General features: G+C 61.3%; 14 protein-coding genes and 2 pseudogenes. 7 read left to right on the top strand and 9 right to left on the bottom strand.

From position 1 onward, the window contains the following. Window positions 1-41: 41 nt before the first annotated feature. Window positions 42-551 carry a restriction endonuclease subunit S domain-containing protein gene (locus AC2LD7_RS15075; protein WP_484598541.1) on the bottom strand — a complete coding sequence of 170 codons (510 nt, stop codon included), beginning with the start codon at window positions 549-551 and terminating at the stop codon, window positions 42-44. Further along, complete coding sequence (locus AC2LD7_RS15070) at window positions 542-2956, bottom strand: type I restriction-modification system subunit M (RefSeq protein WP_484598540.1); 2415 nt, start codon at window positions 2954-2956, stop codon at window positions 542-544. The genes AC2LD7_RS15075 and AC2LD7_RS15070 overlap by 10 nt, the downstream gene beginning before the upstream one ends. A gap of 239 nt (window positions 2957-3195) precedes the next feature. On the opposite strand from AC2LD7_RS15070, the gene amn reads away from it, so the two are divergent. The 3 genes and pseudogenes from amn to AC2LD7_RS15055 all read left to right on the top strand — a co-directional run. After that, complete coding sequence (gene amn / locus AC2LD7_RS15065; RefSeq protein WP_484598548.1) at window positions 3196-4659, top strand: AMP nucleosidase; 1464 nt, start codon at window positions 3196-3198, stop codon at window positions 4657-4659. A 121-nt stretch (window positions 4660-4780) separates the two neighbouring features. Next, window positions 4781-5017: pseudogene (locus AC2LD7_RS15060) on the top strand (AMP nucleosidase); the annotation flags it as partial. A gap of 56 nt (window positions 5018-5073) precedes the next feature. Next, a pseudogene (locus AC2LD7_RS15055) lies at window positions 5074-5376 on the top strand (AMP nucleosidase); the annotation flags it as partial. 258 nt (window positions 5377-5634) lie between these two features. On the opposite strand, the gene AC2LD7_RS15050 reads toward AC2LD7_RS15055, so the two are convergent. From AC2LD7_RS15050 to AC2LD7_RS15030, 5 genes are all read right to left on the bottom strand, one after another. Then, window positions 5635-6207: a HupE/UreJ family protein gene (locus AC2LD7_RS15050; RefSeq protein WP_484598539.1), complete on the bottom strand. Its 573-nt coding sequence runs from the start codon at window positions 6205-6207 to the stop codon at window positions 5635-5637. A 245-nt stretch (window positions 6208-6452) separates the two neighbouring features. Then, window positions 6453-7067: an urease accessory protein UreG gene (gene ureG, locus AC2LD7_RS15045; RefSeq protein ID WP_484598538.1), complete on the bottom strand. Its 615-nt coding sequence runs from the start codon at window positions 7065-7067 to the stop codon at window positions 6453-6455. A gap of 426 nt (window positions 7068-7493) precedes the next feature. Beyond that, window positions 7494-8171 carry an urease accessory protein UreF gene (locus tag AC2LD7_RS15040; RefSeq protein WP_484598537.1) on the bottom strand — a complete coding sequence of 226 codons (678 nt, stop codon included), beginning with the start codon at window positions 8169-8171 and terminating at the stop codon, window positions 7494-7496. Continuing rightward, entirely contained in the window at window positions 8168-8668 is a 501-nt protein-coding gene (ureE, locus tag AC2LD7_RS15035; RefSeq protein WP_484598536.1) for an urease accessory protein UreE, read from the bottom strand. The genes AC2LD7_RS15040 and ureE overlap by 4 nt, the downstream gene beginning before the upstream one ends. A 164-nt stretch (window positions 8669-8832) precedes the next feature. Then, window positions 8833-9315 (bottom strand): GNAT family N-acetyltransferase, encoded by a 483-nt coding sequence (locus AC2LD7_RS15030; protein ID WP_484598547.1) that lies wholly within the window; start codon window positions 9313-9315, stop codon window positions 8833-8835. Window positions 9316-9638: 323 nt separating this feature from the next. Between AC2LD7_RS15030 and AC2LD7_RS15025 the strand changes: the two genes are divergently transcribed. From AC2LD7_RS15025 to AC2LD7_RS15015, 3 genes are all read left to right on the top strand, one after another. Next, the gene (locus AC2LD7_RS15025; RefSeq protein ID WP_484598535.1) at window positions 9639-10511 is read left to right on the top strand and encodes a DMT family transporter; all 873 of its coding nucleotides are present in this window, start codon (window positions 9639-9641) and stop codon (window positions 10509-10511) included. Window positions 10512-10608: 97 nt separating this feature from the next. Further along, on the top strand, window positions 10609-11472 hold the full coding sequence (locus tag AC2LD7_RS15020; protein ID WP_484598534.1) for an isocitrate lyase/PEP mutase family protein: 864 nt from the start codon (window positions 10609-10611) through the stop codon (window positions 11470-11472). A 52-nt stretch (window positions 11473-11524) separates the two neighbouring features. Then, complete coding sequence (locus AC2LD7_RS15015) at window positions 11525-12676, top strand: MFS transporter (protein WP_484598533.1); 1152 nt, start codon at window positions 11525-11527, stop codon at window positions 12674-12676. A 13-nt stretch (window positions 12677-12689) separates the two neighbouring features. Here AC2LD7_RS15015 and AC2LD7_RS15010 read toward each other — a convergent pair whose 3' ends face one another. Beyond that, window positions 12690-13409 carry a TorF family putative porin gene (locus tag AC2LD7_RS15010; RefSeq protein ID WP_484598532.1) on the bottom strand — a complete coding sequence of 240 codons (720 nt, stop codon included), beginning with the start codon at window positions 13407-13409 and terminating at the stop codon, window positions 12690-12692. A gap of 310 nt (window positions 13410-13719) precedes the next feature. Here AC2LD7_RS15010 and AC2LD7_RS15005 point away from each other — a divergent pair, with 310 nt between their 5' ends. Next, entirely contained in the window at window positions 13720-13986 is a 267-nt protein-coding gene (locus AC2LD7_RS15005) for a DksA/TraR family C4-type zinc finger protein (RefSeq protein ID WP_484598531.1), read from the top strand. A gap of 70 nt (window positions 13987-14056) precedes the next feature. Here AC2LD7_RS15005 and AC2LD7_RS15000 read toward each other — a convergent pair whose 3' ends face one another. Further along, window positions 14057-15529 (bottom strand): NCS1 family nucleobase:cation symporter-1, encoded by a 1473-nt coding sequence (locus AC2LD7_RS15000; protein WP_484598530.1) that lies wholly within the window; start codon window positions 15527-15529, stop codon window positions 14057-14059. Window positions 15530-15565 lie beyond the last annotated feature (36 nt).

The raw sequence follows: 15565 nt of genomic DNA, 5'->3' as shown, positions 1-15565 counted from the left end.
AATCGGCAGGGGCTGAAGTCAGCCAGAAATACACAACTACTTCAGACCATCCCTATAATCTTTCGGACCGTAGATAAGTTCATCCCTGCTTTCGCCCCGGAATCCGTTAGAGCCCGAAAGAGCGCTTGGCCATTCGCAGATGCAAGAAAATAACCTGTGTATTTTGAATTAACAACGGAAGCGTCAATCCTAGCCAGTGCAATATGTTGATTAATATAAGCTGGCTTCGGAATACGAGCATCGACATACCCGATAATCCCGATATCTGCGGTTATCGAAATGAGTAGATCACCATCTCTCAGCTGGGTGCGCGCCCCCTCAGAATTGGTCGTTGGTAGCGAAACGAATCTTAAGTCATCTAAGCTTGGGTATAACCACTCTCTCGATAAATTTGTAATCCTTATAAATGGGTCACCAAACTTTGAATAATAGTCAGCCCAACCCCGAGAGCCGCTAGTTACAAATGGATCAAAGTCACCTAACTCCTTAACAGACCAATCCTCCGGGATCATCCCCACCTCAGTCTGCTTGTACCCCGCCTTCAGCTCCATACAAACCCCATCTTCTGCAAATGGGCCGCCACCTTGGCTTCCAGCTCGCTGACGCTCAGGCTCAATTGCGGCAACGAGGTTTCATAGCGCTCGGCCAATTCTTTCACGCGCCGGGTGAGGGTCTGGCTGACGCGGTCCATTTCGCCGCTGACGGCGGCTCGCAGCGTGGCCAGCCATTTGGCATCCACGGCCAGCGTCTTGATTTCGTCTTCGCTCAGCTTCGGATACTGCTTATAGGCCTTGTCATCCAGCTCGGCTTCCAGCTCCCGGAGCTGCTTTTTCAGCGCGGATTCTTTGATGGTCAACGCTTGCCATTGCGTGAGCACGGCCAGCTCATCGGCTGCATCGGCGTCCGTACCGATTTCCTTGATACGCGCCTTAACGGCTGCAGCATTGATTTTCTCGAAGTCGGCAAACGCCGCGTCCTCGCCGCTGTGCTCTTCCTCCATTTCGGCCAGGGCAGCGTTGGCAGCCTCTAGGTCGGCGCAGGTCTGGTCGATGACAGCCTGTTCGGCGGCGAAGTAACGGGCGACGATCAGGGATTTGGGCAGCAGATCGCAGGCCCAGCCTTTGTCCTTTTCCTTGCCCTTCTTGTCCTTCTCGATGATGCGGTAGGTTTCAGCTTTCCAGCCGTCGGCGGCGATCAGGTAGGCATCGTCCTGCATGACGTCGGCCCAGTAGTCCAGCAGATGCTGATACACATCGTAGGTGTCTATCAGCGGCTTGCCGCGAAAGTGCTGCAGCAGGCTTTCGGCGACTTCATGGATCAGTTGCTTGGGATGAAAGCCAGGTTGCAACGCTTTGAGGTTCTCTGCCGTCTGCTCGCGCCAGGTAGCGAAATGCTCGGCCATGCCGCCGATGAAATAGGCGAACTCCGGATGCCCGTAAATGGCGGTCTTGATCGCCGCCTTGTCCACGGCCAGGTCGAAATAGCCGGGGCGGTTGGGGCTGAACAGCGCTGTTTTCAGCTGCAGACACACCGCCCAATAGCTATCCAGCGCCTCGATATCAGCGGCGGGAATGCCGCCCCTCAGATGGCCTTCGATGTCCTGCCGGTCTTCGGCCTGGCTGCTGTCGATGTAGCGCGGCAGGTTGAGGTTGAAGTCGTTCTTCTCGATTTCTTCATAACCCACCATGCGCGCGTAAGACGGCTCGCTGTCGTCCTGGCGGGTGAAGGCGTCGACGATGCGGTGAACGTCTTGCTCGCGCAGGCGGTTCTTGGGACCGTCCTTGATGAAGCCCGCACTCGCGTCGAGCATGAAAATACCCTTGCGTCCCGCCGCGTTGGCTTTGTCGATAACGATGATGCAGGCCGGGATGCCGGTGCCGTAGAAGAGGTTGGCAGGCAGGCCGATGATGCCTTTGATATAGCCGTGGCGGATCAGGTTGCGGCGGATCTCGGCCTCGGCGTTGCCGCGAAATAGCACGCCGTGGGGCAGGATGCAGGCAGCTGTGCCGGTGCTTTTCAGCGAGCGGATGATGTGCAGTAGGTAGGCGTAGTCGCCTTGCTTGGCCGGCGGCGCGCCGAAGGTCTCGAAGCGCCCGTGTGGGTCGTGCTGCGGGTCCAGGCCAGTGCTCCAGCGCTTGTCGGAGAAAGGTGGATTGGCTACCACGTAATCGAAGGTCTTGAGCAGGTCATGCCCACCCGCACTCACCGTGAACCTGGGGTCGGTCAGGGTATTGCCCTGCGCAATTAACGCGGTGGGGTTGTTGTGCAGGATCATGTTCATGCGCGCCAGACTGCTGGTGGCCGAATCCTTCTCCTGGCCGTAAAGCGAGACCGGCGTACCGGCCTCATCGGCGACCTTGAGCAATAGCGAGCCCGATCCGCAGGTCGGGTCATACACGCTGGTTTCGGCGCTGGTCTGCGCGGCACCGATACCGATGATGCTGGCGACCACTCGGCTGACTTCGGACGGGGTGTAGAACTGACCCTTGCTCTTGCCCGAGTCCTTGGCGAAATGCTGCATCAGGAATTCGTAGGCGTCGCCAAGAATGTCGTCGTGCTCGGCGCGGTTCTTCGAGAAATCCAGCGCTGGGTTCTCGAAGATGGCGATCAGGTTGGTGAGACGCTCGACCATTTCCTTGCCGGTGCCGAGCTTGTTGGCATCGTTGAAGTCCGGCAGGTCAGCGAGTTTGTTGGCCTCGGCCAGTGGCGCAATGATCTTCTTGTTGATCTGGTCGCCGATGTCGCTCTTGCCCTTGAGCGCGACCATGTCGGCAAAGCCCGCACCCGCCGGGATAGTGATGGGTGCGAAGGGCTGGCCGGCGTACTTGTCGCTGACGTACTTGATGAACAGCAGCACCAGTACGTAATCCTTGTACTGGCTGGCATCCATACCGCCGCGCAGCTCGTCGCAGGATGCCCAGAGGGATGAATAGAGTTCGGATTTCTTGATGGCCATGCCTGGGGGTTTTCCGTCGTACCGGGTGCAGCGATTAAGCATGCACAATTGCGAAGTGTTTGGGTCACGTGGGCGGCGCAGCTGTTTGTCGCCCATGTTCGGGTGCTGGGCATTGTCTCCAGCTACTCGGCGTACTGCTAGGTTTCATTGGCCGTGGAATCGCTTTTCTAGCCATGCCTTCGCAATCAAAACGAGGCAATATGAGCGAAAGTAAAAGCAGGGGCTCTGATGTGAATGACATTTCTGAACGTTTCGCCATAGCCACCAGCGCTGAAGAAGCCGTGGATCATCTTGCCGAGCTGCATCAGCATGCCACCCGTTCGCTTAACCAGGCGCTCAAGCGTTACGTCAAGACGCGCCAGGAACCCGATGCGGTGGAGCGTGCGCAGTTCCGCTATCCGGAGCTGCGTCTGACCTACGAATGCCATGGCGAAGTACCGGCGTCCACGCGTGCCTACGCCAAAGTGCAGGCGCCCGGCGTTTATAGCGTCACCGTGACCCATCCAGCGGCGTTTCGCAGCTATCTGCTCGACCAGCTAGAGCCGTTGATGCATGACTTCGGCGTGAAGGTGGAAGTCGGCATCAGCGCCCGCAACATTCCCTATCCCTATGTCATCGAACAGGGCGACGAGCTCGCTGGCAGCGGCGTGACGGCCGCGGAGCTGGCGCGGGTATTCCCCAGCACCGATCTGTCCGCCGCGACCGATGATATTGCCGATGGCCTGTACGACTGGGAACACGCCGACCCTTACCCGCTGGCCTTGTTCGACGGCGCGCGGGTGGATTTCTCCTTGCGCCGGCTGGTGCATTACACCGGCAGTGACTGGCGCCACGTGCAGCCCTGGATTCTGTTGACCAACTATCACCGTTACGTCGATCAGTTCATTCGCCACGGCCTCGACATGCTGCGCGATGACACCCGCTTCGTGCGCATGGTGCTGCCGGGCAATGTGATCATCGAGCGAGGTATGGAAGAGGGCGAAGCCCAGGCGATCATCGGCAGCGTGGTCTGGCATCGCTACCAGATGCCGGCCTATCACTTGCACGCAAATGACGGCGATGGCGTCACTCTGGTCAATATCGGTGTCGGCCCTTCAAACGCCAAGAACATCACCGACCACCTGGCCGTGCTGCGCCCGCATTGCTGGCTGATGATTGGCCATTGCGGCGGCCTGCGGCAGTCGCAATCGATCGGCGATTACGTATTGGCCCACGCTTATATGCGCCGCGACGGCATTCTTGATCGTGTGCTGCCGCCGCACATTCCGCTGCCGGCATTGGCTGAAGTGCAGCAAGCGCTGCAGGAAGCCGCCGCGCAGGTTACCGGGGACAAGGGCGAGGCGCTGAAGAAGCGTCTGCGCACCGGCACCGTGCTGACCTACGACGACCGCAACTGGGAGTTGCGCTGGGCACAGGAGCGACCACTGATCAACTTGTCGCGTGCGGTGGCGGTGGATATGGAAAGCGGCACCATCGCTGCTCAGGGCTATCGTTTGCGGGTGCCCTACGGCACGCTGCTCTGCGTCTCGGACAAGCCGCTGCACAGCGAGATCAAGCTGCCTGGCTCGGCCAACGCCTTCTACGAACGCGCCGTCACCCAGCATTTGAAAATCGGCATCGCCGCCCTCGACCTGTTACGCAACCAGCTCAACTCGTTGCACTCGCGCAAACTGCGCAGCTTCGACGAACCGCCGTTCCGGTAAAGCAGCTGCAATTGGCAAGAGAAAAGCTCGAGGTTGGCTCGCAATGTTGTTCACTCAGCCAGCTTCGCCCCGAGGTCGGGCCTCCCACAAAAGCGGTCGCGCCACCGAACCTGTGGGAGGCGGCACCATCGCTGCTCAGGGCTATCGCCTGCGGGTGCCCTACGGCACGCTGCTCTGCGTCTCGGACAAGCCGCTGCACAGCGAGATCAAGCTGCCTGGCTCGGCCAACGCCTTCTACGAACGCGCCGTCACCCAGCATTTGAAAATCGGCATCGCCGCCCTCGACCTGTTACGCAACCAGCTCAACTCGTTGCACTCGCGCAAACTGCGCAGCTTCGACGAACCGCCGTTCCGGTAAAGCAGCTGCAATTGGCAAGAGAAAAGCTCGAGGTTGGCTCGCAATGTTGTTCACTAAGCCAGCTTCGCCCGAGGTCGGGCCTCCCACAAAAGCGGTCGTTGGCCACCGAACCTGTGGGAGGCGGCACTATCGCTGCCCAAGGCTATCGTTTGCGGGTGCCCTATGGCACGCTGCTCTGCGTCTCGGACAAACCGCTGCACAGCGAGATCAAACTGCCGGGCTCGGCTAACGCCTTCTACGAACGCGCCGTCACCCAACATTTGAAAATCGGCATCGCCGCCCTCGATCTGTTACGCAACCAGCTCAACTCGTTGCACTCGCGCAAACTGCGCAGCTTCGACGAACCGCCGTTCCGGTAAAGCAGCTGCAATCGGCAAGAGAAAAGCTCGAGGTTGGCTCGCAATGCTGTTCACTCAGCCAGCTTCGCCCCGAGGTCGGGCCTCCCACAAAAGCGGTCGTGCCCACCGAACCTGTGGGAGGCGTGCCCTCGCGGCGAATGCGGGCTGCGGGCCCGCCCGAAAGACAGAGGCGCGCCGAGCCGTCATCGCTTAAGTGAGCGGCACGAGGTTAGCTCGGGTTTCTGCTTTAGCTCGCGCTTGTCGCTTGAAGCTGATCTTTCAGGCCGCCAGCAGCCAGGCACCGGTTAATGCCGAGGCGGCGCCGGCGATGCGGACCAATGGCGCGGCCGCTTGCGGCAGGTTGCGTGCGAGGGCGTAGCCAGCGGCATGCAGCGCAGCGGTGGCAACAACGAAACCGGCGGCATAGCCCCAGGGACTAGCCAGTTCCGGCAGTTCCAGGCCATGCGCCACGCCATGGCTGAGCGCGAACAGGGCGGTCAGTCCGGCGGCAACGGCCAGCGGCGGACGCACCGCCAGCGCTACCAGCAGTCCGAGCGCCAGTACCGAGCCTGCGATTCCGGTCTCCATCAAGGGCATCTCTATCCCGGCAAAGCCGAGCAGACCACCGAGCAGCATGGTGGCAACGAAAGTCAACGGCAGCGCCCAGCGCGCATTACCGGCCTGCTGCGCGGCCCAAAGACCGACGGCAAGCATAGCCAGCAAGTGATCGAGGCCGAAGACGGGGTGAGCGATACCGGACATCACGCCAGCGTGGTCGTGGCCGGGATGGGCGAGCGCCAAAGCTGGGCTGAGCAGCAGGGCGGAGGCAAAAAGTGTGCTTTTCAGTTTCATGCGTTTTTCCTCTGAGTTGCATGGTGCAGGCTGGAGCGAACCGGTTTGGTATCGAGCAGTCGGCTTGGCCTGATCACGGGCGGCGATTGCGCTCTCCTCGCTCTACAAACGCCGGTCCTGTTGCGCGACCACACACGGCGCTGGTTTGAAGGTAGGGGCGAACTTGCTCGCCCGTGCTCGTGATCATTCCCGTGCTTTGCTAGGAGCCGCTGGGCGAATGAATTCGCCCCTACAAAGGCCTCTGGTCAGGCAGCGCTGAGCATTCCCTGTTTCTCGATGAAGGCGATGATCTCGTCGAGGCCCTGGCCGACCTTCTGGTTGCTGAAGACGAAAGGCTTGTCGCCACGCATCTTGCGGGTGTCACGGTCCATGACCTCCAGCGAGGCGCCGACCATGGGTGCCAGATCGACTTTGTTGATCACCAGCAAATCGGATTTGCAGATACCTGGGCCACCCTTGCGCGGCAGCTTGTCGCCCGCCGAGACGTCGATCACGTAGATGGTCAGATCGGACAGTTCCGGGCTGAAGGTGGCGGAGAGATTGTCGCCGCCGGATTCGACGATGATCAGATCGAGGCCCGGAAAACGCTGGTTGAGCTGATCGACCGCTTCCAGGTTGATCGAGGCGTCCTCGCGAATCGCCGTGTGCGGACAGCCGCCGGTTTCCACGCCGATGATCCGCTCCGGCGCTAGCGCCTCGTTGCGCACCAGAAATTGGGCGTCTTCCTGGGTATAGATGTCATTGGTGACTACCGCGAGGTTGTAACGCTCGCGCAGGGCCAGACACAGGGCGAGGGTCAGCGCGGTCTTGCCAGAGCCGACCGGGCCGCCGATGCCGACACGCAGGGGTTGGGTGTTCATGAGGTTCTCCTCTGGAAGGCAGCGTGGTTGCCTCGGGGTTGATGTGGAGAGAGTGGCCTCTGCCAACGGGCAGAAGTAATGGGATGGGGTAGGACGTGTTAGAAGGCCGAATGGAATCGCCGCGCAGAGAGGCGAGCGGCATGGATGCCGCGAGAGCCGTGAAGGGTCGGGGCCGCGATCGGCATGGATGGCACTTACGCGGCGCCCCTCGGAGCAGCGATGGAATGGCGGAAGTCGAGCGCAGCGAACCGGGGACGCCTAGTCCGGTGCAGGGGCAAGCGTTTTTGCTTACCTTTTTGGGGGGCGGCCGTCCGCCGGCTGAAAAAAGTGAGTCGCCTAGCAGGGCGAAACCTGAGCCGGGGACCAACATCGGTGCCGAGCCGCCCCAAGCCACAGGAGCAGCCAGCACCCGAGCGGAGGTCTCACTCATGACCGGAACAACCGGCTGTACTGACGTTCATGCGCGATGCTGGCCAGTGCCAGGCCAAACGCGGCGCTGCCCCATCGTTCAGGCTCGATAACAGTTGCGCCGCGCTGGGCCTGCTGCAGTGTGGGTAGCAGTTGTGAAGTCAAGCGCTGGGCGGCCTGCTGGCCGAGCGGCAGGGTCTTCATGAGCACCGCCAGTTGATTTTCCAGCCAGCCCCAGAGCCAGGCGGCCAGCGCATCTTCGGGTGCGATGCTCCAGGCACGCGCGGCTAGCGCCCAGCCGAGGGCGAGGCCGGGCTCGTCAATGCGGTGGAATAACGTGCGCGCCGGCGCGTCGAGTTCCGGCAGGTTATCCAATAGCTGTCTTAGCGAATAACCCATCTGCCGGCTTTCCAGCCGCAGCTCACGGGTTTCACGACTGGCGCGGTGGCACGCGGCAAGTCGTTCCAGCTCGTGCCAATCCTCAGCCGCGGCCGCCTGGCAATGGGCGAGTAGCAAAGGCGCTTCGAAGCGCGCCAAGTTCAACAATAGCTGGTCGCTCAGCCAGCGACTGGCGCTGGGTTCGTCGCGCACTTGCTCACGCTCGACGGCCATTTCCAGGCCTTGGGAATAGCTGTAGCCGCCAATCGGCAACTGCGGACTTGCAAGTCGCAGCAGTGCGAACGCAGCCGGATTCACGTGCGCACACCAAACTGGTGCAGGCGCGGCGCGTAACTGAATTCGGCCTCGCCGGCATGGGAATGGTGATGGCCACCGCCATAGGCGCCGTGCTCCGGCTGGAAGGGCGCCTCGATAGCGACGACCGTGGCGCCGAGCTGTAGCAACATGTCCTTGAGCACGTAGTCATCGAGCAGGCGTAACCAGCCATCACCGACTTGCAGCGCGACGTGGCGATTGCCCAGATGATAGGCGGCGCGAGTCAGCTCAAAAGCACTGGCGCAGGTGACATGCAGCAGTTGCTCGGGCCGCGCGCGCACTGCGACGACACGGCCGTCTACGGCCAACAGAAACTCGCCGTCGCGCAACGGCGGCTGGCCGCGTTCGAGAAACAGGCCGACGTCTTCACCTTGGGTGGTGAAGCAACGCAGCCGTGACTTGCTGCGCGCCTCGTAGGTCAGTTCCAGTTCGGCGTCGAAGTGGGCTTGTGGAGCAGTGCGTTGATGAATGACCAGCATGGGCGGTTCCGTTTGTACCGATGGGTACAAGCAGAGCAAGGCCCTTGCCAACCTTGTGTGAAAGACGCATCACGCGGGCTTAGGCTGCACGTGTGCCAGAAAATGGGGCTCACGCTGTTTCGCCATGGTGCGCGTGGTGACGTAGCGCACCATATGGGTGCGAATCAGTGCAGCGCGCGCACCATGTAAACCGCGGGGATTTGATAACTAGCGAGGTTGCTCGCCTGCGGTTGCTCCAGTTCGGTGTGCGCGGCATAGCCGAGGCGGGACCAGAACGCTTCCGAATTCTGCACGGAAACAAGCGCTGAATATCGCAACTGCTGGGTCTTGGCTTGATCGAGATTTTTCTGCACCAGCGCCGGGCCGATGCCACGACCGCTGGCGCGACGGGAGACGGCGAGGTCATGCAGATAGAGGCAGTCGGCCTCTTCGTGGCGCTGGAATTCGCCATCCAGCGGAGTCACTTTGCCGACGCGCGAACGATAGGCGAAGAGATAGGCGCAGACGCCTAGGGCATCCTCGGCGACCCAGGCCAACTGCGGGCAGGCGGCGAGGCGGGCGCGGATCACCGCTTCGTCTTCAAGGACTTCGGGGGCGTAGGATTCTTCCTGAATCGACATCACGGCAGGAATATCGCGTACCTGCATCGCTCTCAACTGAAACATCTGAAAAGCACTCGAACGGACTCGGGCCGGCAGAGCGGCCCGCGAAGGGCCGGCGATCATACGCGATTGGCAGCGAAACGGTGAGCCAGCCGACGGAGGGCCACTCAATGCGAGCGGCGGAACCGGCAGAAACTCGATGGCCTCCAGGCTGACGATGCTATGAAAAAAACTTCTCTGGCACGTATAGCGCAGCGCTGATGTCTTACCCTGCGGCGGCTTGTCGGACCGGCCAACGTGACGACTGACGTGATGCCGTTTTGTAGGCATAATGCTTAGGTTGCTACCTATCGTCGCGGTTCTCCCCTTTGAACAACTCACACCAGCCTTTGCTTGGCGTCCTGCTCATCCTGGTTTCGTGCCTGATCCTCGCCACGCACGACGGGCTGTCCAAGCACCTCACGCAGCTCTATCCCGTGTTTCTGGTGATCTGGGCGCGTTACATGGCGCAGACGATTTTGATGTTCACGCTGTTCACGCCGAGCATGGGGCGCCGCGTGTTTCATACGCTGCGCCCGAAATTGCAGCTGTGTCGCGGCTTGAGCCTGGTCTGCGTGAGCATGCTGTTCATTAGTGGCTTGGGTTACATCCCGCTGGCCGAGGCCACCGCGGTTATCTTTCTGACGCCATTGCTGGTTACCATCGCCTCGGCGTTATTGGGTGAGCGCGTCAGCCGCAGCCAGTGGTTTGCGGTCGGCTGCGGGCTGATCGGCGTGATGATTATCGTGCGGCCCGGCGGTGCGCTATTCACCCCGGCGATCCTGCTGCCGTTCAGCGCAGCGGTGAGTTTTACCGTTTATCAATTGATTACGCGCCGGCTCAGCGCCACCGATCACCCCGTGACCAGCAACTTCCTCACCAGCCTGGTGGGCAGCCTGGTAATGAGTGTGCTGGTGATTTTCAACTGGCAGACGCCGACGCTACATGACGGGTTGATGATGGCCGCTCTGGGCGCCATGGCCATGAGCGGCCATCTGTTGCTGACCAATGCGTTCCGCTTTGCCAGCGCGGCTGCTCTGGCGCCGTTCACTTATTCGCAGATTATCTTCGCTGGAGTGGTGGGTTTGGTTGCCTTTGGCCACGTGCCGGATCTCGGCGCGATTGTCGGCATGGGGATCATTATCGCCAGCGGATTGGTCATGGCCTATGTACAGGGCCGCCAACCACGACCACCGATATGAAATACGCGGATGTGCCGTTGAGCCATCCGCGCGGCTTCCAACACTTGACCGAACGAGGGCGACTGGCCCTTGCGTGCGCTTTATCAGGTAGAAAAACATGCAACGAATTTCTCATCACACCTTGCGCAGCGAATTTCGTCGGCTTCTGGCCTCGGACCGCTGCTACCACACCGCTTCGGTATTCGATCCGATGTCCGCGCGTATCGCCGCCGATCTCGAATTCGAAGTCGGCATTCTTGGCGGCTCGGTCGCCTCGCTTCAGGTATTGGCTGCGCCGGACTTCGCGCTGATCACCCTCAGCGAGTTCGTCGAGCAGGCCACCCGTATCGGACGTGTGTCGCGTCTGCCAATCATCGCCGATGCCGATCATGGCTACGGCAATGCGCTCAATGTGATGCGCACCGTGGTCGAGCTTGAGCGCGCCGGGATCGCCGCGCTGACCATCGAAGACACCGCGCTGCCGGCCAAATTCGGCCGCAAGTCCACCGACCTGATCGGCATGTTCGAAGCGGTCGGCAAGATCCGTGCGGCGCTCGAGGCGCGTATCGATCCCGAGTTGAGCATCATCGCTCGCACCAATGCCGGCGTGATCGGCCTGGAAGAAGTGATCGCCCGCGTGCAGGCCTACGAGGCGGCCGGGGCCGACGGCATTTGCCTGGTTGGCATCGAAGATTTCGAGCAGCTCGAGCAGGTCGCCGCAAAGCTCAGCGTGCCACTGATGCTGGTCACCTACGGCAACCCGAGCCTGCGCGACAACGAGCGGCTGGCCGCGCTCGGCGTGCGCATCGTGGTCAATGGCCATGCCGCCTACTTCGCCGCGATCAAGGCGACCTACGACTGCCTGCGCGAGCAACGTCAGATCGACGCGTCGGACCTCAATGCCTCGCAGCTGTCGGTGAAATATTCCACTGCCGACGAGTACATGGTCTGGGCCGAGGAATACATGCAGGTCAAGGAATAACCACCCCTGCGCTCAGAGCCACCGCACTGCCGCCACCGTTAATGGAGATCCGATGAGTCCACGCCTGCTGACCTTCATGGTGGCTTTCGCCGCGTTTCTCGGACCTTTTACCCAGACGGTTTACGCGCCGATCCTGCCGGAGCTGGGAGCGGCGCTGGCGACCACGCCGTTGCTGATCAACCTCAGCATCTCGATCTTCACGCTGGTGCTGGCGATCATGCAGATCGTCTACGGGCCGCTGGTGGATCGCAGCGGGCGCAAGCGCATCCTGCTGATCGGCTTGGTGGTCTATATCATCGCTTCGCTGGGCTGCTTTCTGGCGTCGAACATCGAGACGCTGCTGGTGTTTCGCGCGTTGCAAGCAGTGGGCATCGCGGCGGGAGCAGTGGTGGCGGTGACGGTGATCGGTGACCGCTTCGAGGGCGCGGAGCGTGGCCGGGCGATGGGATCGTTCCAGATGATGGTGGCGCTGGGCCCGGTGGTCGGCCCGGTGGTGGGCGGCTTCATCGGCGAGCATGTGGATTTCCACTACGTGTTTCTGCTGCTGGCCGTGGTGGGGGGCGTTGCGCTGCTGGCCAATGCGATCTGGCTGCAGGAAACGCGCCCTTCAGGCGGCGAGCCAAGAGCTTTTCATCCCGCCGAATACCTGGACGTGCTGCGTAACCGCTCGGGCCTGGCGATCATGCTGCTGAGCTTCGTGCAGTACTACGCCTTCTATAACTATTTGGTATTCATGCCGCGCGTGCTCGATACCACGTATGGCCTGAGTGCCAGTGAGAAGGGGCTGGTGTTTCTGCCGCTATCGATCGCGGTGGTGATCGGCAGCTTCGCCGGCGGTCGACTGCTGGGGCGCTGGCGGCCACAGCCGATGCTGGTGACGACAGCTGCGTTGAACGCGCTCAGCCTGCTGCTGTTCCTCGGCGTTGCGCAGTGGTCGCTTGCCGCGTTGGTAGTGGCGGCCAGCGCGTTCGGCCTGTTTCTCGGCCTGTCGCTGCCAGTACAGACCAGCCTGTTGATGGATCTGTACCAGCACAACCGCGCCACTGCGGTAGGCAGCTACAACTTCTTCCGTTTCATGGGAATGGCCACCGGCCCGGTGCTCGGGTCCTGGCTTTATCAGGACGGCAATCTCGGTCTGCTATACGGCTTCGCCGCCGCGGCGTTCCTGATGGCCGTGTTCCATGCGCGGATGCAGTTTCGCTAGCGACGCATCAGCTTCAGAACAACGAGCGCTCGGCCTTGAACATCACGAAGCCCTCGCAGTAGGCATTCTGCCCGGAGTAAACGCCGCATTGCGGTCCGCTCAGGCTGGAATCGCTGTAAGACAGGTCCAGTTGCATGCCCAGCAACGGGCGGGACAGATTCAGCGACCAGTCGTTGAATACCTCCACGTTGCCGCCGACGTGATACATCGGGCTATCCATCGAATGGCTGGCGTATTTCAGGCGCACCCCAACATCGAATGGCCGAACCGATCCGAATTCCAGGAACAGGGTGCTGTCGGTGCGCCCCGGCGAGCTGCTCAGCGCACCGCCCAGGCGGCTGCCGGCCAGATTGATCCCAGCATAGTATTCGTGGCGATCCCAGCCTTCGAGTTCCGGGAAGCTGTAGCGGATCACGCCCAGCTCGAAGCCCGGTGCGTCGTCGAAACGCTGCTGGGCATAGCCGATGTAGTTGTCCAGTTCCAACGGGTTGCCTTCGAGAATGCCCATGCTCGGCGACCATTGCCCGACGTACCAGCCGCTGGAATGGGTCAGGTCCAGGCCGCCGCGGAAGGTGCTCTCTGCGGTCGGGCTGACCAGACCTTGCGCCATGCTTCGGGCGGGTGCCGTGCCGAGCTTGAGGTCGAATTGTCCGACCTCGCGTTCGACGACTTCCGATTGGCTGACGCATCCGCTCAAACCGAGCATCAACGTCATCAGGAGTTTCTTATTCATACACCGTTCACTGGTGGGTATTTCTACAAAGGCCGATCAGCCGCGACCACGAAAGCCAAAGCCCGTCCCAGAGCGTCTGAGCGCGCAGTGTTGGGGTTCGGTTGCCGATCAATCGGCAGGAAGAGTAGTCCATGCGCTTGCCTGTCGAGCCCCGCTCGTCGTTTTGACGCCAAGCAAACGACGGGCGGTGTCGATTAGTTGGCGACTCGCGATGGCGCCAGCGTCCTGACGTGGCACTGAACGGCTGTCGCCGCTGCAGTTCCAATCCACTGAACACCGATGAGCTGCCCGAGGCAGGCAGGAGGTTGCAATGGCCACTGGTTGGGCGAACGAAGGCGCCGTGCAAGAACAGATCGACAGCACCATCGAGGACGCTGTTCAGCGTGCACGTAGCCGGTTGGGGCGAGGAGAAAGCCTGACGCACTGCGAAGAATGTGGCGCGAAGATCCCGGACGCGCGCCGGCAGGCGGTGCCGGGCGTTCGACTCTGTGTGAAGTGCCAAACCGAGCAGGATAAGCAGGAAGCGAAATTCAGCGGCTACAACCGCCGTGGCAGCAAGGACAGCCAACTGCGCTGATTGGTGCGGGACGCCGCGAAATTCAGGCTGAATCGGGCGACCCGCGTGGTTGCTCCGTTAGCGTCCGGCGTTAGCCATGTGGCGTCAGGTCGGGTGCCGCACTCGACGGCAATGGCTGCTTGCGCATCAATAAGTAATGCACGACGCCACCCAGCAGCGCGCCGAGCAGCCAGGCGAAGCCCGACAGGCTTTCCAGGCCGGGCATCCAGACCGAGGCAACCGAGAACACCGAGCTGATACCAAAGGCGATGATCGCCTTACGGTTCCAGCCTGCGTTGAAGTAATAGGTTGAGCCGGGCTCTGCGGAAAACAGCTGTTGCACGTCCAGCTGCTGCCGGCGGACCAGGTAATAGTCGGCCACGATGATGCCGTATAGCGGCGCCAACACCGCGCCCAGCGTATCGACGAACGCGGCGATACCGACCGCGCTAATGAACGATACCCAGAGGGCGCCGATGAAGAAGGCGATGGCCGCGGTGATGAAGCCGCCCGTGCGCGCACTGATATGCGCTGGCGCCAGGTTGGCAATGTCGTAGGCCGGTGGGATGAAGTTGGCCACTAGATTGATGCCCACCGTGGCCGCGAAAAAGGTCACGGCCGCGATCAGGGTAAGGCCAACGTTATCGATGCGCGCGACGATGTCGGTCGGGTTGGTCAGCGTTTCGCCGAACACCACCACGGTGCCAGCCGTGATCACCAAGGCGATCAGCGAGAAGACCGCCAGGCTCACCGGAAGCCCGAGAAAATTGCCGATGCGCATCTGCCGCTCGCTCTTCACGAAGCGGGCGAAATCGCCGTAGTTGATCACCACTGCCGCGAAGTAGGCGACCATGGTGCCCACCACGGTGGCGAACGCGACGAGCGGGCCACCGTCGTAATTGCCGGTGCCGCTGAAGATGGTGCCCAGTGCACCTGCAAGGCCAGGCCCAGCTTGGTAGCAAATGGCGATCATCATCGCGATCATCACCAGATAGACCAGCGGGCCGGCCCAGTTAAGAAACCGCGTGATCCAGTCCACGCCACGGATGAAAAGCGCCACCTGAAATACGCAGACGATTACGTAAGCGAGCCAGTCGATGGCATTCAGGCCCAGCAGCGTCGCGTCCGAGCCAGGCCCGATCAGCGTGCGGATCAGCAATGCCACAGCGGTAGACGCGAAATAGGTCTGCACGCCATACCAGAAGATCGCCACGATACCGCGTACTACCGCGGGGAAGTTCGCCCCGCGTACGCCCATGCTGGCGCGTGCCATGACCGGGAACGGGATGCCATATTTTACGCTGGGCTTGCCGGTCAGCTGCACCAAACCCATGACGATGCAACCGGCCAGCACGATGCCGGCCAGCACCGCCCAGCCGTTCAGGCCGTAACTGATGAAAAGCGTGGCGGCGAGGGTGTAGCCGAACAGGCTCTGGATATCGTTGGACCAGACGTTGAATATCTCGAACCAGCCCCATTTGCGCTTCGCCGGCGGAAGCGGCGCGAGATCGGCGTTGTGCAGGCTGGGGTCGATCTGCTTGATCTGAAAGTCGTCGTGATTCATCGGCGTGCGCTCTGTATGCAAGACAAGTGGCATTTG

The sequence above is a fragment of the Stutzerimonas sp. genome (assembly GCF_982611455.1).
The sequence above is the reverse complement of the archived record's forward strand: the minus strand, read 5'-3'. Positions and strand labels throughout refer to the sequence as shown.